The 21,750-nt window shown below is 72.6% G+C and carries 21 protein-coding genes, 2 tRNA genes and 1 pseudogene; 19 read left to right on the top strand and 5 right to left on the bottom strand.

Annotation, left to right across the window (positions count from 1 at the left end; all coding sequences use genetic code 11):
• Positions 1-289: 289 nt before the first annotated feature.
• Entirely contained in the window at positions 290-1,600 is a 1,311-nt protein-coding gene (locus tag ACIBH3_RS01960) for an MFS transporter (protein ID WP_396309872.1), read from the top strand.
• Positions 1,601-1,661: 61 nt separating this feature from the next.
• On the opposite strand, the gene ACIBH3_RS01955 is transcribed toward ACIBH3_RS01960, so the two are convergent.
• Positions 1,662-2,264, bottom strand: a complete 603-nt coding sequence (locus ACIBH3_RS01955) for a flavodoxin family protein (protein WP_396309871.1) — start codon at positions 2,262-2,264, stop codon at positions 1,662-1,664.
• Positions 2,265-2,410: 146 nt separating this feature from the next.
• Between ACIBH3_RS01955 and ACIBH3_RS01950 the strand changes: the two genes are divergently transcribed.
• From ACIBH3_RS01950 to ACIBH3_RS01915, 8 genes are all read left to right on the top strand, one after another.
• Positions 2,411-2,857 carry a winged helix-turn-helix transcriptional regulator gene (locus ACIBH3_RS01950; protein ID WP_396309870.1) on the top strand — a complete coding sequence of 149 codons (447 nt, stop codon included), beginning with the start codon at positions 2,411-2,413 and terminating at the stop codon, positions 2,855-2,857.
• 94 nt (positions 2,858-2,951) lie between these two features.
• A tRNA-Thr gene (locus ACIBH3_RS01945) sits at positions 2,952-3,027 on the top strand.
• A gap of 178 nt (positions 3,028-3,205) precedes the next feature.
• Entirely contained in the window at positions 3,206-3,874 is a 669-nt protein-coding gene (locus ACIBH3_RS01940) for a LuxR C-terminal-related transcriptional regulator (RefSeq protein ID WP_396309869.1), read from the top strand.
• Between the two features lie 220 nt (positions 3,875-4,094).
• Positions 4,095-5,258: a galactose-1-phosphate uridylyltransferase gene (gene galT, locus ACIBH3_RS01935; protein WP_396309868.1), complete on the top strand. Its 1,164-nt coding sequence runs from the start codon at positions 4,095-4,097 to the stop codon at positions 5,256-5,258.
• A complete protein-coding gene (gene galE, locus ACIBH3_RS01930) occupies positions 5,255-6,214 on the top strand; it encodes a UDP-glucose 4-epimerase GalE (RefSeq protein ID WP_396309867.1) in 960 nt (319 codons plus the stop codon). Before galT ends, galE begins: the two co-directional genes overlap by 4 nt.
• A complete protein-coding gene (gene galK / locus ACIBH3_RS01925; RefSeq protein ID WP_396309866.1) occupies positions 6,211-7,338 on the top strand; it encodes a galactokinase in 1,128 nt (375 codons plus the stop codon). Before galE ends, galK begins: the two co-directional genes overlap by 4 nt.
• 302 nt (positions 7,339-7,640) lie before the next feature.
• Positions 7,641-8,573: a LuxR C-terminal-related transcriptional regulator gene (locus tag ACIBH3_RS01920; RefSeq protein ID WP_396309865.1), complete on the top strand. Its 933-nt coding sequence runs from the start codon at positions 7,641-7,643 to the stop codon at positions 8,571-8,573.
• Between the two features lie 57 nt (positions 8,574-8,630).
• The gene (locus tag ACIBH3_RS01915; protein ID WP_396309864.1) at positions 8,631-10,166 is read left to right on the top strand and encodes a polysaccharide biosynthesis protein; all 1,536 of its coding nucleotides are present in this window, start codon (positions 8,631-8,633) and stop codon (positions 10,164-10,166) included.
• Between the two features lie 22 nt (positions 10,167-10,188).
• Here the strand turns inward: ACIBH3_RS01915 and ACIBH3_RS01910 are convergent, their stop codons facing one another.
• Both ACIBH3_RS01910 and ACIBH3_RS01905 read right to left on the bottom strand, forming a co-directional pair.
• Positions 10,189-11,163 (bottom strand): hypothetical protein, encoded by a 975-nt coding sequence (locus tag ACIBH3_RS01910; protein ID WP_396309863.1) that lies wholly within the window; start codon positions 11,161-11,163, stop codon positions 10,189-10,191.
• A 339-nt stretch (positions 11,164-11,502) separates the two neighbouring features.
• Positions 11,503-12,000 carry a MarR family winged helix-turn-helix transcriptional regulator gene (locus ACIBH3_RS01905; protein WP_396309862.1) on the bottom strand — a complete coding sequence of 166 codons (498 nt, stop codon included), beginning with the start codon at positions 11,998-12,000 and terminating at the stop codon, positions 11,503-11,505.
• Between the two features lie 112 nt (positions 12,001-12,112).
• Between ACIBH3_RS01905 and ACIBH3_RS01900 the strand changes: the two genes are divergently transcribed.
• The gene (locus ACIBH3_RS01900; protein ID WP_396309861.1) at positions 12,113-12,904 is read left to right on the top strand and encodes a methyltransferase domain-containing protein; all 792 of its coding nucleotides are present in this window, start codon (positions 12,113-12,115) and stop codon (positions 12,902-12,904) included.
• Positions 12,905-13,023: 119 nt separating this feature from the next.
• Here the strand turns inward: ACIBH3_RS01900 and ACIBH3_RS01895 are convergent, their stop codons facing one another.
• Positions 13,024-13,770: a TetR family transcriptional regulator gene (locus ACIBH3_RS01895; protein ID WP_396309948.1), complete on the bottom strand. Its 747-nt coding sequence runs from the start codon at positions 13,768-13,770 to the stop codon at positions 13,024-13,026.
• Positions 13,771-13,778: 8 nt separating this feature from the next.
• Positions 13,779-14,744, bottom strand: a complete 966-nt coding sequence (locus ACIBH3_RS01890; RefSeq protein WP_396309860.1) for an acyl-CoA desaturase — start codon at positions 14,742-14,744, stop codon at positions 13,779-13,781.
• A gap of 185 nt (positions 14,745-14,929) precedes the next feature.
• Here ACIBH3_RS01890 and ACIBH3_RS01885 point away from each other — a divergent pair, with 185 nt between their 5' ends.
• The 9 genes and pseudogenes from ACIBH3_RS01885 to ACIBH3_RS01845 all read left to right on the top strand — a co-directional run.
• Positions 14,930-15,604, top strand: a complete 675-nt coding sequence (locus tag ACIBH3_RS01885) for a hypothetical protein (protein WP_396309859.1) — start codon at positions 14,930-14,932, stop codon at positions 15,602-15,604.
• Positions 15,605-15,649: 45 nt separating this feature from the next.
• A tRNA-Gln gene (locus tag ACIBH3_RS01880) sits at positions 15,650-15,720 on the top strand.
• A 159-nt stretch (positions 15,721-15,879) separates the two neighbouring features.
• Complete coding sequence (glmU, locus tag ACIBH3_RS01875; RefSeq protein WP_396309858.1) at positions 15,880-17,340, top strand: bifunctional UDP-N-acetylglucosamine diphosphorylase/glucosamine-1-phosphate N-acetyltransferase GlmU; 1,461 nt, start codon at positions 15,880-15,882, stop codon at positions 17,338-17,340.
• Positions 17,341-17,566: 226 nt separating this feature from the next.
• Entirely contained in the window at positions 17,567-18,544 is a 978-nt protein-coding gene (locus ACIBH3_RS01870) for a ribose-phosphate diphosphokinase (protein WP_396309857.1), read from the top strand.
• A 292-nt stretch (positions 18,545-18,836) separates the two neighbouring features.
• A complete protein-coding gene (locus tag ACIBH3_RS01865; RefSeq protein ID WP_396309856.1) occupies positions 18,837-19,433 on the top strand; it encodes a 50S ribosomal protein L25/general stress protein Ctc in 597 nt (198 codons plus the stop codon).
• 132 nt (positions 19,434-19,565) lie between these two features.
• Positions 19,566-20,150 (top strand): aminoacyl-tRNA hydrolase, encoded by a 585-nt coding sequence (gene pth / locus ACIBH3_RS01860; protein WP_396309855.1) that lies wholly within the window; start codon positions 19,566-19,568, stop codon positions 20,148-20,150.
• A 170-nt stretch (positions 20,151-20,320) separates the two neighbouring features.
• Positions 20,321-20,668, top strand: a complete 348-nt coding sequence (locus tag ACIBH3_RS01855; protein ID WP_396309854.1) for a hypothetical protein — start codon at positions 20,321-20,323, stop codon at positions 20,666-20,668.
• Positions 20,669-20,822: 154 nt separating this feature from the next.
• The gene (locus ACIBH3_RS01850; RefSeq protein WP_396309853.1) at positions 20,823-21,326 is read left to right on the top strand and encodes a SigE family RNA polymerase sigma factor; all 504 of its coding nucleotides are present in this window, start codon (positions 20,823-20,825) and stop codon (positions 21,324-21,326) included.
• Positions 21,316-21,750, top strand: a pseudogene (locus tag ACIBH3_RS01845) (hypothetical protein); the annotation flags it as partial. The gene ACIBH3_RS01850 and the pseudogene ACIBH3_RS01845, both read left to right, overlap by 11 nt.

The raw sequence follows: 21,750 nt of genomic DNA, 5'->3' as shown, positions 1-21,750 counted from the left end.
CCGCGAAGGGCCGGCCACGGCCGGCCAGGGGCGGTCCGGGTCCGTGCGGATTGGCGGTGGCGGAGCGGCGCTGGCGGCGTGGTGGCGGCGCGGGAGCGTGCACGGGTGTCCGCACGCCCCGAGAGTGCACCGCCGTCACTCGGGTGGCCGCTGTCGGCATGCCCCGGAACGTCTCCAATGTGGCGGTATGGATACCCACGAGAGCCGTGAGACCAGTGAGCACCCCGGCCCTGCCCCTGTCCCCGACTCTGTCCCAGTCCCAGTCCCAGTCCCCGTCCCCGCCGCCGAGTTGAGACGGGCCGCCGGTGCGGCCTTCATCGGCACCGCGATCGAGTTCTACGACTTCTTCATCTACGGAACAGCAGCAGCGCTCGTGTTCGGCAAGGTCTTCTTCCCCGAACTGGGCAGCGTGGGCGCCTTGCTGGCGGCCTTCTCGGTCTACGCGGTGGCGTTCCTGGCGCGCCCGCTGGGGGCGCTGCTGTTCGGCCACTTCGGGGACCGGCTCGGCCGCAAGGCGACGCTGGTGGTGTCGCTGTTGCTGATGGGGTTGTCGACGGCGGCCGTCGGGCTGCTGCCGGGGTACGGCGCCTGGGGGTGGTGGTCGCCGGTGGTGCTGGTGGTGCTTCGGATCTGCCAGGGCGTCGGGCTGGGCGGTGAGTGGGGCGGCGCGGCCCTGCTGATCGCCGAGAACGCCCCGCCCGGCAGGCGCGGCCGGTACGGCGCGTATCTCCAGCTCGGGCCGACGGTCGGGTTCGCGCTCGCCAACGGGGTGTTCCTGCTGCTCACCCGGTCGCTGGACGAGGCCGCGCTGATCGGCTGGGGGTGGCGGGTGCCGTTCCTGGCCTCGCTGGCCCTGGTGGCGGTGGGCCTGTTCGTCCGGCTGCGGCTCGACGAGACGCCGCTGTTCAGGGCGGAGGCCGACCGGGCCCGGACGCCCGCCGTGGAGGTGCTGCGCGACCACGGCCGGGCGGTGCTGCTCGGCGGGGGCGCGATCACGGTGGGGTACGCGCTGTTCTACCTGACCACGACGTACTCGCTGGCGTACGCGACCACGGGGCTGGGCGCCTCCAGCAGCCTGGTGCTGGGCATGCTGCTGGTCGGGGCGGTCGGCAAAGGGGTGGCGGTCTGGTTCAGCGGCCGGTGCAGCGACGTCTGGGGGCGCCGGCGCACCCTCCAGGTCGCCACGCTGCTGGCGGCGGGCTGGTCGCTGGTGCTGTTCCCGCTGCTGGAGACGGTGCGGACGCCGCTGATGTTCCTGGGACTGGCGGGCGCGATGGTGGTGCTGGGACTGCTGCTGGGGCCGGTCGCCGCGTACCTGCCCGAGCTGTTTCCGACCCGGGTCCGCTACAGCGGAGCCGCGCTGACGTACAACCTCGGCGGTGTGATCGGCGGGGCGACCACGCCGCTGCTGGCGACCAGGCTGACCGAGGCGTACGGCACGGCCGAGCCCGCCGGCTGGTACCTGGCGGGGCTCGGCCTGGTCGCGCTGCTCTGTGTGCGGCTGCTGCCCGAGACCAGCGGCGCGGACCTCACGGCGCGGCCGCACCCGGACACCGGACGCCGCCGGGCAGCCGTACCGGGTACGGACCCGGCGGCGTGACGGGCGACGCGTGACGGCGTACCAGCGTGACGGCGTGGGGGTGCGAGGCGGAGCGGGTCGCTCAGCCGCGCGCGGCGAGGGCGGCCCGGCCCGCCAGGACGACCTCGGCGTGCCGGGCGACCCGCTCGCCGAGGTGCTCGGCGGTGGCGATGTCGGCCTTGTGCACGGCGTCCACGCCGCCGTCGGACGGGGTGGACGCGGCCGCGCCGGCGAAGAAGCCGAGGCGGTTGAGGTCGTTCTCGCTGGCGGTGGTGGAGTTCCAGCCCGGCTTCAGACCGAGGTTGACCCAGTGCATGCCGTGCTGGGCGGCGAGCACCTGGAAGCCGGCCAGGGTGGAGGACTTGTCGCCGCTCTTGGAGGCGGAGTTGGTGAAGCCGGCGGCCAGCTTGTCGGCCCAGGCGTTGGTGAACCAGCGCTTGCTGCTGGCCTCGCCGAAGACGTGGAAGGCGCCGGAGGCGGTGCCCATGTAGGTGGGCGAGCCGAAGATGATCGCGTCGGCGGCGTCCAGCTGCGCCCACTGCTCGTCGGTGATGGTGTCCACGGCGATCGGGACGACGTCGGCACCGGCGGTGGCGGCACCGCGGGCGACGGCCTCGGCCAGGACGGCGGTGTGGCCGTAGCCGGAGTGGAAGGCGATGGCGACGGTCGGACGAGTGGTGGTCATGGCGGAGGCACTCCTGAACGCAGGGGGATACGGCAGAGGTCGAGAGCGGTGCGGACGGACGGGCGCCGCTCTCGGTCTCGAATATAGACCAAGTCTCTCCTGGTTACCAAGTGCTCGATGGAGACCTTGCCGGTACCCTGGGAGTCATGACGACGCAGGAGCAGCGGGAGCAGGACCGGCAGAGCGAGGGTCAGGGCGCGGGCCGAGGCCAGGAGCAGGCGCTCGACGTCTTCGCGCAGCTCTGCCCGAGCCGGGCGATGTTCGCCGAGCTTGCCGACAAGTGGTCGCTGCTGATCCTGATGTGCCTGGCGGAGCTCGGCGCGCAGCGCTTCTCCGGGCTTCAGCGGGCGGTCGACGGGGTCAGTCGCAAGATGCTCACCCAGTCGCTGCGCACCCTGGAGCGGGACGGTCTGGTGCGGCGCACCGTGCACCCGCAGACTCCGCCCCGGGTGGTGTACGACCTGCTGTCGCCGGGGCGCGAGCTGGCCGCGCTGGTGACGCCGATCGGGCGTTGGACGGAGCTCAACACCGAGCGGATGCTCGCGGCCCGCGAGGAGTTCGACGCTCTGCACGCCGGAGCCGCGGAGGAGTGAGCGCGGGGTGGGCGAGGAGTGGCCGGGTCCGCCGGGGCATCGATTTCACTTTCGGCCCGGAGGCCGTGTACTGTCTTCCTTGTTCGGCCAGTTCGCCCCTATAGCTCAGTCGGTAGAGCGTCTCCATGGTAAGGAGAAGGTCTGCGGTTCGATTCCGCATGGGGGCTCCACAAGCAAGACCCTCGCCTCTGGCGGGGGTCTTTTGCGTACCCTCGTCAAGGCCGTGGACCGGGCGCGGGTACGCGGTCTGGCGGGTCGGGTACGGAATGCGCTGTGATGGTGCGTCATTGGCGGCCCGTCGCAGTCCGGTGCGGGCGCCGGCCGGACCGGACTGGTGGGAGGGGCGCCTTGGGCGTTCGGCTCGTGGTGGTCGACGACCACCGGCTGCTGGCTGAGGCACTGGCCACCGCCCTCCAGCTGCGCGGACACCGGATCCTCGCCGTCGGCTCGCCGGGCGGCGCGGCCGCTGACCTGGTGGTGGCCCGCAGGCCGGAGGTGTGCCTGCTGGGCGTGGCCGCACCGGGGGAGCCCGGTGCCTTCGAGGCGCTGCGGCGGATCCGCCGGGAACGGCCCGAGGTGTCGGTGATCGTGCTCGGCCCGGTCGGCGAACTGCGCGGGGTGGCAGCGGCCTTCGCGGCCGGGGCGGCCGGCTATGTGCGCAGCGACGAGCGGATCGAGGTGGTCGAACGGGCCATCGCGCGGGTGCGCGCCGGGGAGGCCGCCGTCGCGGTGGACGTCCTGCAGGGCGCGTTCGAGCGGCTGTTGCGGCCCGCGGCGGAGCCGGACGACGAGTCGCTGCGGCTGCTGCGGCTGCTGACCCGCCGTGAGGTGCAGGTGCTGGCGCGGATCGCGGAGGGCGAGGACACCCACGCGATCGCGGCCGGCATGCGGATCGCCTCCAGTACGGCGCGCACCCACGTCCAGCGGGTCCTGATGAAGCTCGGTGCGCGCACCAGACTCGAGGCGGCCGCCGTGGCCGCCCGTACCGGCCTGCTGGAACGCGTCGCCCGCGACTGAGCCGCGCTCCCCGAGCCCGGGCGTCCAATCCATGCCCGCGAGCCCGGGCGCGCGCCCGAGCCCGGGCCCGAATCCTGGGCCAGCCGCCAGCCGCCAGCCGCCAGCCGCCAGCCGCCAGCCGCCAGCCGCCAGCCGCCCGCGTACGCGGGAGTGTTGACTGTTGGGGGTTCTCGTTCAATTATGTTCGACATGTGGCGCACAGCGGCAGGAGATCCAGGGCGTGCGTAAGACCACCACCAAGCTGGCGGACGGCCGCGAACTCATCTACTACGACGAGGACGGCGCGGCCCCCCGCGAGGCCGTCGACCGCCGGCCGCTGGAGCCGGCGGCCGACCGGGCCGAGGTCCGCCGCGACCCGACCACCGGCGACCACGTCACCATCGCCGCGCACCGCCAGGCCCGCACCTATCACCCCCCGGCCGACCAGTGCCCGCTCTGCCCCAGCGCCGAGGGCCGCCTCAGCGAGATCCCCGCCGAGGACTACGACGTGGTGGTCTTCGAGAACCGCTTCCCGTCTCTCAGCGCAGGAGCCTTCGAAGGGGACCCGGCCGACCTCGTCCACCCCGTCGATCCCGCAGGCCAGGCCCCCGCCACCACCCCGTCGCCGTACCGCGCCGCCCCCGGCATCGGCCGTTGCGAGGTGGTCTGCTTCACCTCCGAGCACGACGCCTCCTTCGCCGGCATCGGCGAGGCCAAGGCCCGCCGGGTGCTGGACGCCTGGACGGACCGCACCGCCGAACTCTCCGCCCTCCCCGGTGTCAGGCAGGTCTACTGCTTCGAGAACCGCGGCGCCGAGATCGGCGTCACCCTGGCCCACCCGCACGGCCAGATCTACGCCTTCCCGTTCGTCACCGCCCGCACCGCCCGGATGATCGAGCGCGCCGCCGAGCACCGGGCCCGCACCGGGCGCAACCTGTTCGAGGACCTCCTCGCCGCCGAACACGCCGACCCCGTACGGGTGGTGATCACGGGCCGGCACTGGACGGCGTTCGTGCCCTTCGCCGCACGCTGGCCGTACGAGGTACACCTCCAGCCCAACCGCAGGGTCGCCGACCTGACCCGCCTCACCGAGGACGAGCGCGCCGAGTTCCCCAGGATCTACCTCGACCTGCTGCGACGCTTCGACCGGATCTTCACCGAGGACGGCCCCGACGCCGATCCGGGGCACAATGAGCGGGCCCAACCGACGCCGTACATCGCGGCCTGGCACCAGGCACCGGCACTCCACGGCGAGGAGCTGGCCCTGCACCTGGAGCTGTTCACGATCCGTCGTACGGTGGGCAGGCTCAAGTTCCTGGCCGGGACCGAATCCGGCATGGACGCGTTCATCAACGATGTGTCGCCGGAGGCGGCGGCGCATCGCCTGCGGGAGGTCGCACAATGAGTAAGTACCTGGTCACCGGTGGCGCCGGCTACGTCGGCGGCGTCGTCGCCGCCCACCTGCTGGAGGCGGGCCACCAGGTCACCGTCCTGGACGACCTCTCCACCGGCTTCCGCGAGGGCGTGCCGGCCGGCGCCGACTTCGTGCGCGGCCGGATCCAGGACGCGGGCGACGTACTCGACGCCTCCTTCGACGGCGTCCTGCACTTCGCGGCCTCTTCCCAGGTCGGCGAGTCGGTCGCGGACCCGGAGAAGTACTGGCGCAACAACGTCGCCGGCTCGCTGGAGCTGGTCGCCGCGATGCGCAAGGCCGGCGTCCGCAAGCTGGTCTTCTCCTCCACCGCCGCCGTGTACGGCGAGCCCGAGATCGTCCCGATCGCCGAGACCGCCCGCACCTCCCCGACCAACACCTACGGCGCGACCAAGCTCGCCGTCGACCACCTGATCACCAGCGAGGCCGCCGCCCACGGGCTGGCCGCCGTCAGCCTGCGCTACTTCAACGTGGCCGGCGCGTACGGCGCGTACGGCGAGCGGCACGACCCCGAGTCGCACCTCATCCCGCTGGTCTTCCAGGCCGCGCTCGGGCAGCGCCCGCACATCGCCGTCTACGGCGACGACTACCCGACCCCCGACGGCACCTGCATCCGCGACTACATCCACGTCGCCGACCTCGCCGAGGCCCACCTGCTGGCCCTGGACGCCGCCAAGCCCGGCGAGCACCTGATCTGCAACCTCGGCAACGGCAGCGGCTTCTCGGTCCGCGAGGTCATCGAGTCGGTCAAGCGCGTGACGGGCCGGGAGATCCCGGTCGTCACCGCCGAGCGCCGCCCCGGCGACCCGGCCGTCCTGGTCGCCTCCGCCCAGCGCGCCCACGACGCCCTCGGCTGGCGCCCCAGCCGCCCGGAGCTCGACGCGATCGTCGCGGACGCCTGGGCGTTCACCCTGGAAAGGACGAAGTGACGCAGTTCTACGAGGTGTTCGGCGCCGCCCCCGACGGAACGTGGGCGGCGCCGGGCCGGGTCAACCTGATCGGCGAGCACACCGACTACAACGACGGCTTCGTCCTGCCGATCGCCCTGCCGCACGCGGCCAGGGCGACCGTCCGGCGGCGCGAGGACGACGTCCTGCGCCTCTACAGCGTCCAGGCCCGGCTGCCGCTGCAGATCCCCCTCCCGCTGCTCACCGGCGCCCGCACCCGGGGCTGGACCAAGTACCCCGCCGGGGTCGTCCGGACCCTTCGGGACGCCGGGCACGCCGTCGGCGGCGCCGACATCCTCATCGACAGCGACGTCCCCACCGGCGCCGGGCTGTCGTCCTCGGCAGCGCTGGAATGCGCGGTCGCCGCCGCCTACAACGACCTCTACGACCTCGCCCTGGCCCCGGCCGACCTCGCCCTGATCGCCCAGCGGGCCGAGAACGACTACGCCGGCGTGCCCTGCGGGATCATGGACCAGATGGCCTCGATGTGCTGCGCCGACGGCGCGGCGCTCTTCCTCGACACCCGCGACCTCACCCAGCGCCAGGTACCGCTGGACCTCGCCGCGCAGGGCCTGCGGCTGCTGGTCATCGACACCCGGGTCAAGCACGACCTCGCCGACGGCGCCTACGCCGGGCTGCGGGCCGGCTGCGAGCGGGCGGCCGGACTGCTCGGCCTGCGCGCGCTGCGCGACCTGCCCGCGGACGGCCTCGACACCGCCCTCGGCCGGCTGCCGGCCGAACTGGGGCCGCTGGTACGCCACGTGGTGACCGAGAACGGCCGGGTCCGGCAGGCCGTCGAGCACCTGGACCGGGGTGACGCGGCCGCCCTCGGCCCGATCCTCACCGCCGGGCACGCCTCGCTGCGCGACGACTACCGGGTCTCCTGCCCGGAGACCGACCTCGCCGTCGCCACCGCCGTCGCGGCCGGCGCGCTCGGAGCCCGGATGACCGGCGGCGGGTTCGGCGGCTCCGTCATCGCGCTGGTGGCGCAGTACGCGCTCGACCAGGTGGCCGAGGCGGTGACCGCGGCCTTCCGGGACGCCGGCCATGCCGAGCCGCGCACCTTCACCGCCGTCCCGTCGGCGGGCGCCCGCCGCATCGGCTGACCGGTCGTCGGCGGCACCGGCTGAGCGGTTCCCGCCGCACCGGCCGTGCCCGCCGCGCCCGCCGCACCGCCGGCGCCCGCCGCACCGCCCGCGCCGCGTCGGCCGAGCGGCCCCTCGCGGCCCCGGAGACGCTGTCGTCACTCCTGCCCCAGGGGCCCCAAGTCGAGTGTGCCCCAGGTGAGTTCGCCCGTCCCCGCCGCCGCCGCGGGAAACTTCACCAAACCCCCACCGAGCCGTCCCCCGCCCCGTACGCTGATTCCGGTACCGGTGGGGGTCGGCGCCTGAGCAGGGGGGAAGTGACGATGGGGCGGATCCGCGTCCTGGTGGTCGACGACCACCGGATCTTCGCCGAGGCGCTGGCCGCGGCACTCGCCGCCGAGCCCGATGTCGAGGTCGGCGCGGCCGGCAGTGCGACCGCGGCCGAACGGGCACTGGAGCGGGCCGCCGCGGAGGGCCGCGCCTTCGACATCGTCCTGATCGACGCGGACCTCGGCTCCGGCCGGCCGCGTGCGGTGCCCTCCGTCCCGCCCCCGCGCAGGGCCACGACCGAACTCCGGAGCGACACCCGGAGCGACACCCGCGCCGAGGTCCGAGGCGACTCCCGGAACGAGTTCCGGAGTGAGGTCCGGGCGGACGCCCGCCCCGGCCTCGCGCCCGCCCAGCCCCCGGCGCCCGTCCACGCGCCCCCGCACGGCCCCGCCGCCGACGGCATCACGCTGCTGGCCCGGGCCCGCCGCAACCACCCCGGCCTGCGCGCCATCGTCCTCGCCGCCGCCGACGACCCGCGCCGGGCCGCCCGGGCCTTCCACGCCGGCGCCGGCGGCTGGGTCGCCAAGGAGAGCTCCCTCAGCCGCCTGATGGCCGTCGTCCGCGGCGTCCTGCGCGACGAGACCCACCTCCCGCCCGCCCTCCTCACCGGCGTGATCAGGGAACTCACCAACGCCCGCCGCGACCGCACCGAGAGCGAACGGCTCGTCGACACCCTCACCCCGAGGGAGAAGCAGGTCCTGCGCTGCATGGTCGCGGGCCTGGGCCGGCAGGCCGTCGCCGAACGGCTCTACCTCTCCCCGCACACCGTGCGCACCCACATGCAGAACGTCCTCGGCAAGCTCGGGGTGCACTCCACCCTCGCCGCCGTCGCGGTCGCCCGCCGGGCGGGCGTCGGCCCCGCCGAGCCGGCCCCGATCACCGCACCGCCGTCCGTCGCCTCGACCGCAGCGCCCGGCGTCGGCTGACCAGCCCCGCACCACCCAGGTACCGACTCCGTCAGGTCAGGGAAAACCGGAGGACAGATGTCGCCGAACAGTAATCCCGCACGCCCGAATTCGGTTCATACCAGGCAGCACGGCCCGACGGCGGGCCTGCGCACGCTGGTCGTCGGGGCGGGGTCGGCCGGCACCGCGCTGGTCCGGGACCTGCACCGCACCCCCGACTTCGGCCTCACCCCGATCGGCTTACTCGACGACGACCCCGCCAAGGCCGGACGCCTCGTCGACGCCGTCCCCGTCCTCGGCCCGCTCACCGACCTCACCGCCCTCGCCGTCCACCACCGCGCCCAGGTCGTCGCCCTCGCCATCCCCGGCCTCGCCCCGCAGCGGGTCCGCGCCCTCGCCACCGCCGCCGCGGCCGCCGGCGCCGCCGTCCGCTACCTGCCCTCCTTCCTCTCCGCCCTACGCCGCGAGGTGGTCGGCTCCGACATGCGCAGCCTGGACGTCAACCGGCTGATCGGACGCCACGAGGTGCACGTCGTCTCCTCCGACGTCCGCGCGGTGATCGAGGGCCGACGCGTCCTGGTCACCGGCGCCGGCGGCTCCATCGGCAGCGAACTCTGCCGCCAGGTCCACGCCTTCGGCCCGAGCGAGCTCTACATGCTCGACCACGACGAGTCCAACCTGCACCGCCTCCAGCTGGAGATCTGGGGCGAGGCGCTGCTCACCGACGACTCCCTGGTGATCGCCGACATCCGCGACCGCCCCCGGATCCAGCAGATCTTCCGCGACCTGAAACCCGAGGTGGTCTTCCACGCCGCCGCGCACAAACACCTGCCGCTGCTGGAACGCCACCCCAGCGAGGCCGTGAAGTCCAACGTGCTCGGCACCGACCACCTGGTCGAGGCCGCCCTCGCCACCGGCGTCGAACGGTTCGTCCTGATCTCCACCGACAAGGCCGCCGACCCGACCTCCGTCCTCGGCGCCAGCAAGCGCCTCGCCGAGCTGATCGTCCAGGCCAACGCCCGCGACGCCCGCAACCTCGGCACCGGGGTGTTCTCCGCCGTCCGCTTCGGCAACGTCCTCGGCTCCCGCGGCTCCCTGCTCTCCGTGCTCGCCGAGCAGCTGCGCAGCGGCAGCCCGGTCACCATCACCCACCCCGACGTGACCAGGTTCTTCATGACCATCGAGGAGGCCGTCGGCCTGGTGCTGGAGTCCGGCCGGATGGCGCGCGGCGGGGAGGTGTTCGTCCTCGACATGGGTGAGCCGGTACGGATCGTCGACCTGGTGCACAACTTCGCCGAGCAGGTGCAGCTGGCCGCCGACGAGGTGGAGATCCGCTACACGGGGCTGCGCGCGGGGGAGAAGCTCAACGAGGCGCTGTTCTCGGAGGGGGAGGAGCGGTTGCCGACGGCGCACGCGCGGATCTACGCCACCGTCGCCGAGCACACGGCCGGCCCCGAGGACCTGGCCGGCGGCCTGACCGGCCTGTACGAGGCGGCCGCCGGTAACTGCGACCCGGAGGTCCGCCGGCGCCTGGCCGAGCTGCTGCCCGGCTACCGCACCCCGCAGGAGGCCCCGGTGCCCGCGCTCAGCAGCCCGTACCCGGACGGGTTCTGAGCGCGGGCCCGGGGCCCGGCGCCTAGCTGTCGGAGCCGTCGGTCCGGTCGTACCGGGTGATCCGGGCGAGCAGCAGGTTGGGGTCCGCCGTGTTGAAGGCGGGGCTGGTGACGTACACCGTGCGGCCGCGCAGCGCGACGGCGGAGGGGTTGGACAGGCCGTCCGCGGCGGTGAGCACGATGTGGTGGTCGCCGTCGGGCGTCACGAGCGCCAGCTCGCTGGAGGGGTTGATCGCGGCGAGCACCGTGTCACCGTGCCCGGTGAAGGCGAAGTCGTCGATCCCGGGCAGCCCGGAGGCCCGGACCGAGACCGGCCCCGGCGATCCGCCGTCGCAGAGCGGGATCCGCAGCAGGGTGCCCTGGTCGGAATTGCTCACCCAGACGGCGCCGTGGTGCACCTTGAGACCGTTGGCGCCGATGAAGGTGGTCGGCAGCAGCTCCGGCCCGGTGGCCCAGGCGGTCGCCGTGCCACCGGCGAGGGGGATCCGCCAGACCGTGCCGAGCACCGAGTCCGCGGAGTAGATCACGCCGGCGTGCTCGTCCAGCGCCAGCCCGTTGGGCAGGCCGTTCGGCGGCAGCGCCGCGATCCGCTCGGGCGTGCCGCCGGGGACCAGCCGCCAGACGCCCTGGAGCTCCGCGGTGCCGGTGGCGTAGTTGAAGTACAGCGTGCCGTCGTGCGCCCGGTCGATCCCGGTGGGCGCCGCGATGCCGATCACCGGCGTGACGGGCGCCGAGGTGGGCGGCAGCTGGGCCAGCGTGGTGAGATCGCCGGCGAGGGTGACCCGGACGATCTGCCGGCTGCCGACGAAGGTCAGGTCGGCCGAGCCGTCCGGTTCCAGCGCCAGGTTCTCCGGCAACTGCCCAAGCGACTTGTCGAAGTGCGCGATGATGTGCGGATCGGAGAGCGGCGGGGCGACGGCGGTCGCCGGGGCCGGGGCGAACAGGGCCAGCGCGGCCGCCGCGGCGCCGAGGGCGGCGCGGCGTGGGAATCTCAGCAAGGTCTCTCCCTGGGAGGTGGGTGGCTGGTGCCGGGCCGCCCACAGTGCAGGGCTTCGTCCGCGTCGGGCATCCGGCCGGGTCTCCAGCAGATCACCGGGCGCCGCGATCCACCCGGCGGCCCGCCGCACCTGCGGCCCGGCGGGCCGGGCCGGCGGAGTGCGCCCCGATCGGCGGACGTCCTTGCCCGAAGGGTGAGTTGAGGGCTGGGCGCGGGGTGCAGCCGGACCGCGCGGGCCGCTCGCGGGTCGCCCGGGCGGCCGACACCGGGGTGGAGCAGCCGGCGGGGCCGCGCCCGCGAGGAGGAGGCGGGAGCGGGAGGGGCGGCGGAGCGCGGGGGCTCAGCCCGGGACGTTGTCGAACGGTGCGACGAGCCGGCGCAGCAGCCCCGCCAGTTCGCCCTGCTGCCCGGCCGTGAGCTCGGCCAGCAGCGCCCGCTCGTGGGCGAGCAGCCCGGCGAGTGCCTGGTCGGCGCGGTCGCGGCCGTCGTCGGTCAGCCGCACCAGGACGCCACGCCGGTCGTCCGGGTCGGGCAGGCGCTTGACCAGGCCCTTGCCGGTGAGGCGGTCGATCCGGTTGGTCATCGTCCCGGAGGTCACCAGCGTCTGGGTGAGCAGCTGTCCGGGGGAGAGCTGGTAGGGGGGGCCGGCCCGTCGAAGCGCCGTCAGAACGTCGAACTCCCACGGCTCCAGGCCGTGCTCGGCGAAGGCCGTGCGGCGGGCGCGGTCGAGGTGCCGGGCGAGTCTGCTGACCCGGCTGAGCACCTCAAGTGGTTCCACGTCGAGGTCGGGGCGCTCTCGGCGCCATGCTGCGACCAGGCGGTCGACCTCGTCCTCCATGACGATCAGTGTATCGGGGGATGTGTCGATGTGAAGTCTCTTGACATCGAGAAATGCCAGGAGCAGGCTGCGAGTGAATATCTTGACGTCAAGAGACCTGAGAGGTGCGGCCATGACGACACCCCACTGGGACCCCACCCAGTACCTGCGCTTCGCCGACGAACGAACCAGGCCGGTCCACGAACTCCTCGCCCGCGTCCCCACCCTCCCCGGCGCCGACACCCCCGTCATCCACGACATCGGCTGCGGCCCCGGCAACTCCACCGCCGCCGCCCGGCAACGCTGGCCCCACGCCGACCTCACCGGCATCGACAACTCCCCCGACATGCTCGCCACCGCCCGCACCCACGGCGAACCCGATGCCCACTACCTGCTCGCCGACGCCCGCGACTACGACCCCACCCCGACCGCCCCCGACCTCATCCTCAGCAACGCCACCCTGCAGTGGGTCGACGGCCACCTCGACCTCCTGAGCACCTGGGCCCACGCCCTCAAACCCGGCGCCGCCATCGCCTTCCAGGTCCCCGGCAACTTCGACGCACCCAGCCACACCCTGCTCACCGAACTCCGCCACAGCCCCCGCTGGAACCCCACCCTCGGCCACGACACCACCCCCGCCGGCACCCACCACCCCACCGACTACCTCGACACCCTCACAGCCGCCCACTGCACCGTCGACCTCTGGGAGACCACCTACTACAACCTGCTCACCGGCCCCCACCCCGTCCTCGAATGGGTCAAGGGCACCACCCTGCGCCCCGTCCTCAGCCGGCTCACCGGCCCCGCCGACCGGACGGCCTTCCTCACCGAGTACCGCACCCTGCTCGACCAGGCCTACCCCGCAGGCCCACACGGCACCGTCTTCCCGTTCCGCCGCATCTTCGCCGTCGCAACACGCACCTGAACCCGCCCGCAAGGCCCACCCGAACCCCAGGCGGGGGCTTCAGTCAGGGCCTCAGTCACGTCCTCAGGCCGGGACCAGCCGGGGTCCAAGCCCGCCGGCCACCCCGGCAGCCCGGCGGGCTACGCCTTGCGCTCCCCCACCAGCGTCGGATGCCGCTCCATACCCTCCAGGCCGTGCCACGCCAGATTCACCAGATGCGCCGCCACCTCCGCCTTCTGCGGCTTACGCACCTCCAGCCACCACTGCCCCGTCAACGCCACCATCCCCACCAGCATCTGCGAGTACATCGGCGCCAACCGCGCATCGAACCCCCGGGCCTTGAACTCCAGCCCCAGAATGTCCTCCACCTGCGTCGCGATATCACTGATCAGCGACGCGAACGTCCCCGTCGACTGCGCCACCGGCGAATCCCGCACCAGAATCTTGAAACCATCCGTCGACGTGTCGATGTAATCCATCAACGCGAACGCCGCCTGCTCCAGCAGCTCCCGCGAATGCCCGCCCGTCAACGCCCCCGTCACCATGTCCAGCAACAGCTGCATCTCCCGGTCCACCACGACCGCGTACAGCCCCTCCTTGCCCCCGAAGTGCTCGTACACCACCGGCTTCGACACCCCCGCACGCTCGGCGATCTCCTCCACCGACGTGCCGTCGTACCCCCGCTCGGCAAACACTGAGCGACCGATCTCCAGCAACTGCTCCCGCCGCTGCTTCCCGGTCATCCGGACCCGACCACCCCGGGGGCGGGCCGCCGGGGCAGCGGACCGCGGCCGGGCCGCCGCGCCCGGCGCGGCCCCCGTCCGCGAGGTCCGGTGGCCGTCTGCACTGTCTCCGCTGCTCCCGTTCACCCCTACATCATGCTGCAGGCGCCGCCTCATGCGGCGCGGCGGGCGGCGATCCGCTCCGCGTCCGGCCAGCGGACGTCCCGCGCCCAGCCGGCCAGCTCGAACCAGCGGATCAGCCGAGCCGAGGAGTCCACCTGGCCGCGCAGCACCCCGTGCCGGGCCGAGGTCGGGTCCGCGTGGTGCAGGTTGTGCCACGACTCACCGCAGGAGAGCACCGCCAGCCACCACACGTTGCCGGACCTGTCCCGCGACTTGAACGGCCGCGCGCCGATCGCGTGGCAGATCGAGTTGATCGACCAGGTCACGTGGTGCAGCAGGGCCACCCGCACCAGCGAGCCCCAGAAGAACGCCGACAGCGCACCCTGCCAGGACATCGAGACCAGACCGCCGACCAGCGGCGGGATCAGCATCGAGATCAGCGTCCAGAGCCAGAACAGCCGGGAGATCAGCCTTATGGCCGGGTCGCGCACCAGATCGGGCGCGTACTTCAGCTGCGGGGTCTGCTCCTCGTCGAAGAGCCAGCCCATGTGCGCCCACCACAGACCCCTGAGCAGGGCGGGGACGCTCTCGCCGTAGCGCCACGGCGAGTGCGGGTCGCCCTCCTTGTCACTGAACCGGTGGTGCTTGCGGTGGTCCGCCACCCAGCGCACCAGCGGCCCCTCGATCGCCAGGCTGCCGGCGATCGCCAGCGCGAGGGTCAGGGTGCGGTTGGCCTTGAAGGCGCCGTGGGTGAAGAAGCGGTGATAGCCGATCGTGATGCCGTGGCACGCGGTGAAGTACATGACGGTCGCGATCGCGAGATCCGTCCAGCCCAGCCCCCACCCCCAGGCCACCGGCACGGCGGCGACCAGGGCCAGGAACGGCACACCGATGAACAGGGCGAGCGTGATCCGCTCGGCGGCCCCCTGCTTCTCGCCACCGCGGGTGGCGGAGAGGAGTCTGGGGTCGGGGTCGGGCGCGGAGTCTGCGCGCGCTTCGCTGGCCTGGATGGTCATGGGGAGTCCCTGAGGGAGGAGAGCGAGCCTACGAAGGCGTAACTTACGGCATCGTAGGTTGCCCGGCATCCGGAAGGGAAGTAGCGGGAGGGGGATCCGAACTGGGCTTTAGCAAATTCACTCGACTGGATGGACCCTGTCTGAACCCACCGGTAACGACCGCCGCGCCTGCACAGAATCCCCCCATGCGAGCGAAGACCGAACAGCAGGCAGCAGCCCGGCGCCTCCGCGGCGAGGGCCGGACGTACGACGAGATCCAGGCGGCCCTGGGGGTGTCGAAGAGCTCGATATCCCTCTGGGTGCGGGACATGCCGAAGCCGCCCCGCAGAGCCAGGGCGTACCGCGGCAAGGAGCGGCTTGCGGCCGCCATGGCGAGGCGGGAAGAGCACCGTGCAAGGACGAAGGCGACGGCGAGGGCCGAGGTCGGACCACTCAGTGAGCGGGATCTCTTCGTGCTCGGCGTGGCGCTCTACTGGGCTGAGGGCGGCAAGGACAAGGAGTACGACCGCCGGGAGAGAGTGCGGTTCATCAACAGTGATCCGCAGGTCATCCAGCTCTACCTGAGGTGGCTTCGCCTCCTGGGGGTGGAGCAGGACCGATGGCGACTGAGGGTGGCGATTCACGAGTCGGCGGATGTCACTTCGGCCGAGCGTTACTGGGCCCAGATCGCGGGCGTGCCGACCGACTTCCTCCAGCGAGCGACACTCAAGCGGCACAACCCCACAACGACACGGAAGAACATTGGGGTCAACCACCACGGCTGCCTGTCCGTCAACGTGCTCGGCTGCGCGGATCTCTACCGGCGGATCGAGGGGTGGTGGTCAGGAATGGTGGTAGATGCGGAGCCCCGTACCCCGTAGGCTAGGCGGACGCAGCCCTGGCGACAGGGTCGATCGGAGTGTCCGTCCCGGATCGTCTAAGGGCAGGACAGCTGGTTTTGGTCCAGCTTATGGGGGTTCGAATCCTCCTCCGGGAGCACAGCGCGAGCAGCCCCCGGCCCAGCGTGCAGCAGGGTCGGGGGCTGTCTGCTTGCCGTCCGGCCTCGCACTATCCTCGAACCGCCGAGGCGCGGATGTGCGGATCTGGGTCTCGGGCTGCTCTGCCCTCTCTGTGAACCCGATCGAGGAGCCTCCGCGTGAGTGCCAATTCCCCTGCCGCTGTCATTGTGCTCGCCGCCGGCGGCGGGACGCGGATGAAGTCGAACAGCCTGCCCAAGGTGCTGCACGAGGTGTGCGGGCGGTCGCTGGTGGGCCACGCGGTGGCGGCGGCGCAGGAGTTGACCCCGGAGCAGCTGGTCGTGGTGGTCGGGCACATGCGGGAGAAGGTGCAGGAGCACCTGGCCGCGGAGTACCCGGCGGCGCGGGCGGTGGTGCAGGCGGAGCAGAAGGGCACCGGTCACGCGGTGCGTACGGCGCTGGAGGCGCTGGCGGCGGACGGGGCGCGGCTGGACGGCACGGTGATCATCACCACCGGTGACGCGCCGCTGCTGACGGGTGGGACACTGGCGGCGCTGGCGCGGGCGCACGCGGAGCAGGGCAACGGTGTGACGGTGCTGACGGCGGTGGTGCCGGACGCGTTCGGGTACGGGCGGATCCTGCGGGACGAGGCGGACGGCGCGGTGGCGGCGATCGTCGAGGAGAAGGACGCGACGGACGCGCAGCGGGCGATCACCGAGATCAACTCGGGGGTGTTCGCGTTCGATGCGAAGCTGCTGGCGCAGGCGCTGGGCCGGGTGACGACGGACAACGTGCAGGGTGAGGAGTACCTCACGGACACGTTGGAGATCCTGCGGAAGAGTGGTCACCGGGTGGGTGCGGTGGTGGCGGCGGACTACCGGGACATTCTGGGGATCAACGACCGGGTGCAGCTGGCGCAGGCGCGTCGGCTGTTGAACGACCGCCTGCTGGAGCGGGCGATGCGGGCGGGTGTGACGGTGGTGGATCCGGCGTCGACGTGGTTCGACGTGCAGGTGTCGTACGAGCCGGATGCGGTGGTGCTGCCGAACACGCAGTTGCACGGGGGGACGCATCTGGGTGAGGGCTGCGAGGTGGGTCCGAACTCGACGCTGCGTGACACGCGGGTGGGTGCGGGGGCGCATGTGAGCAACACCACGGCGGATCGTGCGGAGGTGGGGGACGGTGCTTCGGTGGGTCCGTACGCGTATCTGCGGCCCGGGGCGCGGCTGGCGCGCAGGGCGAAGGTCGGGACGTACGTGGAGATCAAGAACTCGGAGCTGGGTGAGGGTGCGAAGGTGCCGCACCTGTCGTACATCGGGGATGCCACGATCGGTGAGGGCAGCAATGTGGGTGCTGCTTCGGTGACGGTGAACTACGACGGGGTGAACAAGCACCGGACGGTGATCGGGGCGCATTGCCGGACTGGGTCGGACAACATGTTCATCGCGCCGGTGACGGTGGGGGACGGGGCGTACACGGCGGCGGGATCGGTGATCACCAACGATGTGCCGGCGGGTGCGCTGGGCGTGAGCCGGGCGCAGCAGCGCAACATCGAGGGCTGGGTGGCGCGCAAGCGTCCGGGTACGTCGTCGGCCGAGGCGGCGCAGGCGGCTGCGGCGGGGGGGCCCGCGGAGGCCTGAGGTGCCGTGGGTGTGGCCTCGGGGCGGGGTTGGCGGGTGTCCGAGGGGCGGTCCCGGAGCGGACGCTTTCCTGGCGGGCGCGTAACCTGGAGTACATACGTGCGCCATTGGGCTTACGGCCCGTGCCGAGGCGTACCGCCAATCCCCGACTCTCATCGCTCTCAGGCGTCTGCCTGCCTGCGGCGGGGCGGGTTCATGTGCGTAAGCAACGCGAGGAGACGGTGCAGTGAGCGGGATCACGACGTCGGGTGAGAAGAAGCTGAAGCTCTTCTCCGGCCGTGCCCACCCTGAGCTGGCGAAGGAGGTGGCCGCGGCGCTGGGCACCGAGCTCGTCCCGACCAAGGCCCTGGACTTCGCCAACGGCGAGATCTACGTGCGTTTCCTGGATTCGGCGCGTGGCGCCGACTGCTTCGTGATGCAGAGCCACACGGCTCCCATCAACCAGTGGATCATGGAGCAGCTGATCATGATCGATGCTCTGAAGCGGGCTTCCGCCCGGAGCATCACGGCGATCGTCCCGTTCTACGGCTATGCCCGCCAGGACAAGAAGCACCTGGGCCGTGAGCCGATCTCGGCCCGCCTGATGGCGGACCTGCTGGCGCAGGCCGGTGCGGACCGGATCATGGCGGTGGATCTGCACACCGCGCAGATCCAGGGCTTCTTCTCGGGTCCGGTGGATCACCTGTTCGCGCTGCCGATGCTGGCGGACTACGTGGGCGAGAAGGTGGACCGCTCGAAGCTGACGGTGGTCTCGCCGGACGCGGGCCGGGTGAAGGTCGCGGACCAGTGGTGTGACCGGCTGGGTGCGCCGCTGGCGATCATCCACAAGCGTCGTGACATGACGCAGGCGAACACCATCCTGTCGGCCGAGGTCATCGGTGATGTCGAGGGCCGGGTCTGTGTCCTGGTCGACGACATGATCGACACGGCGGGCACGATCTGTGCGGCCGCGGACGCGCTGTTCGAGAACGGTGCGGCGGATGTGCTGGTGGCGGCGACGCACGGGGTGCTGTCGGGTCCCGCCGCGGACCGGCTGAAGAACTCGCGGGTGAGTGAGTTCGTCTTCACGAACACGCTGCCGACCCCGTCGGAGCTCCAGCTGGACAAGATCACCACGCTGTCGATCGCGCCGTCGATCGCGGCCGCGATCCGCGAGGTGTTCGAGGAGGGTTCGGTCACGAGCCTGTTCGAGGGTGTGCACTGACGATCGCCTCGTTGTGCGGCCCCGGCGGCCCCGGTCCTTCGTGGACCGGGGCCGCTCCCGATTTCGCGGTGGGGCCGGGGAGCGGTTAGACTCCTGAGAATGCTCGGCGAGGGATGCCGTGTGCCCGTTCTCGGGTGCCCGCTCCGTGATCGACGCGCTGCTGCGGCCGGTTTCCGGTCGTTCGCAGAGTCGTACGCCGCCGAGTACCCCCCAGTTGTTTGAGGGTGTGGTCCCGGCGGTTTTTCGCGTTGCCTGCACCCCCGCGCCCGTTTCTTCCACGAGGAGTGCAGTCGTGTCCGAGATCCGCCTTGACGCTGAGACCCGTACCGAGTTCGGCAAGGGTGCCGCCCGTCGCGCCCGCCGTGCCGGCTTCGTCCCCGGTGTCGTCTACGGCCACGGCCACGCGCCGGTTCACCTGAACCTGCCGAGCCACGCCCTGATGATGGCCCTCAAGACCCCGAACGCCCTGCTGGTCGTGCCGATCGAGGGCAAGGACGAGTTCGTGCTGCCGAAGGCCGTCCAGCGTGAGGCCATCAAGCGCACCATCGAGCACGTCGACCTGCTGCTGGTCAAGCGCGGCGAGAAGGTCACCGTCGAGATCCCGGTTCTCACCGAGGGCGAGCTGGCCCCCGGCGGCAACCTGCTCGAGCACGTCCTGAATGCGCTGCCGGTCGAGGCCGAGGCCACCCACCTGCCCGAGTCCGTCACCGTCTCGGTCGAGGGCCTGGAGGCCGGTGCCTCCGTCACCGCCGGTCAGATCGAGCTCCCCAAGGGCACCACGCTGGCCGTCGAGGCCGACGCCGTCGTCCTCCAGGTCATCGGCGCCCAGGCCTCGCAGGCCGACGCCGACGCCGAGGCCGCCGAGGCCGAGGCCGGCGCCGAGGCCTGAGCCCCGCGCACTGTCTGAGACCGCTGCCCCGGTCCCCCTGGTGGGGGAGTCCGGGGCAGCGGTGTGTCCGGCAGCGGTAGGTCCGGCAGCGGTGTGTCCGGGATGATCGGTTCAGCGAGTGAGGAGCGTGGGATGAGCGACGAGGAGAAGTACACCGGCCCCTGGCTGGTGGCCGGGCTGGGCAACCCGGGCGAGACGTACGCCCGCAACCGGCACAACATCGGCTTCATGGTGGCCGACCTGCTGGCGCAGCGGATGGGCGCGAAGTTCAAGGCGCACAAGAGCCGCGCTCAGGTCGCCGAGGGGCGGCTGGCGGGGCAGCGGGTGGTGCTGGCGAAGCCGATGACCTTCATGAACCTCTCGGGCGGTCCGGTGACGGCGCTGCGGGACTTCTACAAGGCGCCGACCTCGGCGATCGTGGCCGTGCACGACGAGCTGGACATCGACTACGCGACGCTGCGGCTCAAGCTGGGCGGCGGGGACAACGGGCACAACGGCCTGAAGTCGATCACCAAGGCGCTGGGCCGGGAGTACTACCGGGTGCGTTGCGGGGTGGGGCGCCCGCCGGGCCGGATGGAGGTCGCCGACTTCGTGCTGAAGGACTTCTCCGGTGCCGAGCGCAAGGAACTCGACTGGTTCGTGGACCGGGCGGCGGACGCCGTGGAGTCGCTGCTGTCGGAGGGCCTGGAGCGCGCGCAGTCGGTCTACAACACCTGACGCCGGCGCCCGGCGCCGGTCCTGACATGTGGTCACCGGGCCGGTGGGGCGGGGCTGATGCGCAACGGTCGTACAACGCTTGGGCTCCGGCACCGGTGTACGGCCCGGTACGGCAACGCGGATCGGCTACCGTCGATCCCGTACGCGAAGGGGTTCTTGGGGAGTTCTCGATGCGGGGTTTGCGGCGGATGCAGCGGTTGCGGCGCGTCCGGGTGGTAAGGCTCAGGCAGCTCGGCCGCCGGGTGGGTACGGGCGCGGCGGGTGCCGTCGGCGTCGTGGGTGCGGCGGGGGTGCTGCTGTCCGGTGCGGGTGTCGCCCATGCGGAGTCGGTGGCGGAGACGGACTCGGGTGTCGCGTCCTCCCCGGCCCCGGTGTCGGCCGACTTCGCCCCGGTGCTGAGCGGCTCGGTCGGCGGCGAGGCGGGTCTGGTCGCGGTCGGCGGCGGCCTGGTGGTCGTGGCGGGCGGGGCGGCCCTGTGGCTGAAGCGGCGTCGGGCGGGAGTGCCCGGCTCCGACTGACGGCTGGTCGAAACGAACGGTGGGGCCGGTGTCCGGGTGTCCGGGCGCCGGCCCTTCGTCATTTCCCGGCGGATGTCATCCGTTTCGGTCCGCCGGTGCGTCCTGAGGGTATGACACGCGATTCGAACCGGGTGGTGGCCGAGTGAGCCGGCCGGTGGGCCCGGGACCAGACCCGTTCGACGAGTTCGTCGCGGCGCGGTACACCGCGCTGCTGCGCGGGGCGTACCTGATCACGGGCGATGTGCACGACGCCCGGGACCTGCTGCACGACGCCCTGGCCCGGGTGTACGTCAAGCGCGGCTCGATCCGGGAGCTCGCGGCGGCCGAGGGCTACGTCAGGAAGGCGATGGTCCGCGCCCATGTCTCGCGCTGGCGGCGGACCAGGCGGGAGGTGCTCACCCCGCTGCTGCCGGACGTCCCCGGCGTGGAGCCGGTGAACGGGGAGCGGGACGAGCAACTGCGCGCGGCGCTGGGCGCGCTGCCGCCGCGTCAGCGGGCGGTGGTGGTGCTGCGGTACTACCTCGACCTGCCGATGGGGCAGGTGGCGGAGGAGCTCTCCTGCTCGCTGGCGACGGCGAAGACGCATCTGGCACGGGCGATGAGGACGCTCCGGCATCAGCTGGGGCACGAGCGGGAGGTGGTCGGCAGTGGACGCTGAGGACAGGTTCGAGGAGGACCTGGTCGTCCGGCTGAGCGAGCAGGCCGGGAGCCGGGTGCCGGTGGGCGGGGTGCCGCTGGCCGAGCTGCGGCAGGCGGGGCAGCGCCGGCTGCGGCGGGCGCGGGTGGCGCGCGCGGTGGCCGCGGTGGGGGTCGTCGCGGCCTGCGGGGGGATGCTGGCGCAGCTGGGCGGCGGGGGCCCGGCCGGGGGTACGAGCCGGGTGGCGGGTGGGCCGGTGGCGCCGGCGGAGCGGACGGCCGGGGCGGGTGACGATGCGGGCGTCGGGGAGTATCTGCAGTCCTGCGAGACGGGGCCGTCGTCGGTGCACACCCCGGGGTGGACGGGCCCGCCGGAGTCGGCGAGCGGTGCGCCGTTGACGCCGTCGTCCTCGGTGTCGGCGGGGGTTTCGGGTTCGCCGTCGTCG

It is taken from the genome of Kitasatospora sp. NPDC050543, from assembly GCF_044457565.1.
Taxonomy (GTDB): domain Bacteria; phylum Actinomycetota; class Actinomycetes; order Streptomycetales; family Streptomycetaceae; genus Kitasatospora.
This window is presented reverse-complemented; position numbering and strand designations above follow the sequence as displayed.

What these genes read in the sequence shown, in the direction of transcription:
- ACIBH3_RS01955 (WP_396309871.1), bottom strand. Translation starts at nt 2,264, where the DNA reads ATGACCACCACTCGTCCGACCGTCGCCATCGCCTTCCACTCCGGCTAC.
- ACIBH3_RS01950 (WP_396309870.1), top strand. Translation starts at nt 2,411, where the DNA reads ATGACGACGCAGGAGCAGCGGGAGCAGGACCGGCAGAGCGAGGGTCAG.
- galE (WP_396309867.1), top strand. Translation starts at nt 5,255, where the DNA reads ATGAGTAAGTACCTGGTCACCGGTGGCGCCGGCTACGTCGGCGGCGTC.
- ACIBH3_RS01920 (WP_396309865.1), top strand. Translation starts at nt 7,641, where the DNA reads ATGGGGCGGATCCGCGTCCTGGTGGTCGACGACCACCGGATCTTCGCC.
- ACIBH3_RS01915 (WP_396309864.1), top strand. Translation starts at nt 8,631, where the DNA reads ATGTCGCCGAACAGTAATCCCGCACGCCCGAATTCGGTTCATACCAGG.
- ACIBH3_RS01905 (WP_396309862.1), bottom strand. Translation starts at nt 12,000, where the DNA reads ATGGAGGACGAGGTCGACCGCCTGGTCGCAGCATGGCGCCGAGAGCGC.
- ACIBH3_RS01900 (WP_396309861.1), top strand. Translation starts at nt 12,113, where the DNA reads ATGACGACACCCCACTGGGACCCCACCCAGTACCTGCGCTTCGCCGAC.
- ACIBH3_RS01890 (WP_396309860.1), bottom strand. Translation starts at nt 14,744, where the DNA reads ATGACCATCCAGGCCAGCGAAGCGCGCGCAGACTCCGCGCCCGACCCC.
- ACIBH3_RS01885 (WP_396309859.1), top strand. Translation starts at nt 14,930, where the DNA reads ATGCGAGCGAAGACCGAACAGCAGGCAGCAGCCCGGCGCCTCCGCGGC.
- pth (WP_396309855.1), top strand. Translation starts at nt 19,566, where the DNA reads ATGAGCGACGAGGAGAAGTACACCGGCCCCTGGCTGGTGGCCGGGCTG.
- ACIBH3_RS01855 (WP_396309854.1), top strand. Translation starts at nt 20,321, where the DNA reads ATGCGGGGTTTGCGGCGGATGCAGCGGTTGCGGCGCGTCCGGGTGGTA.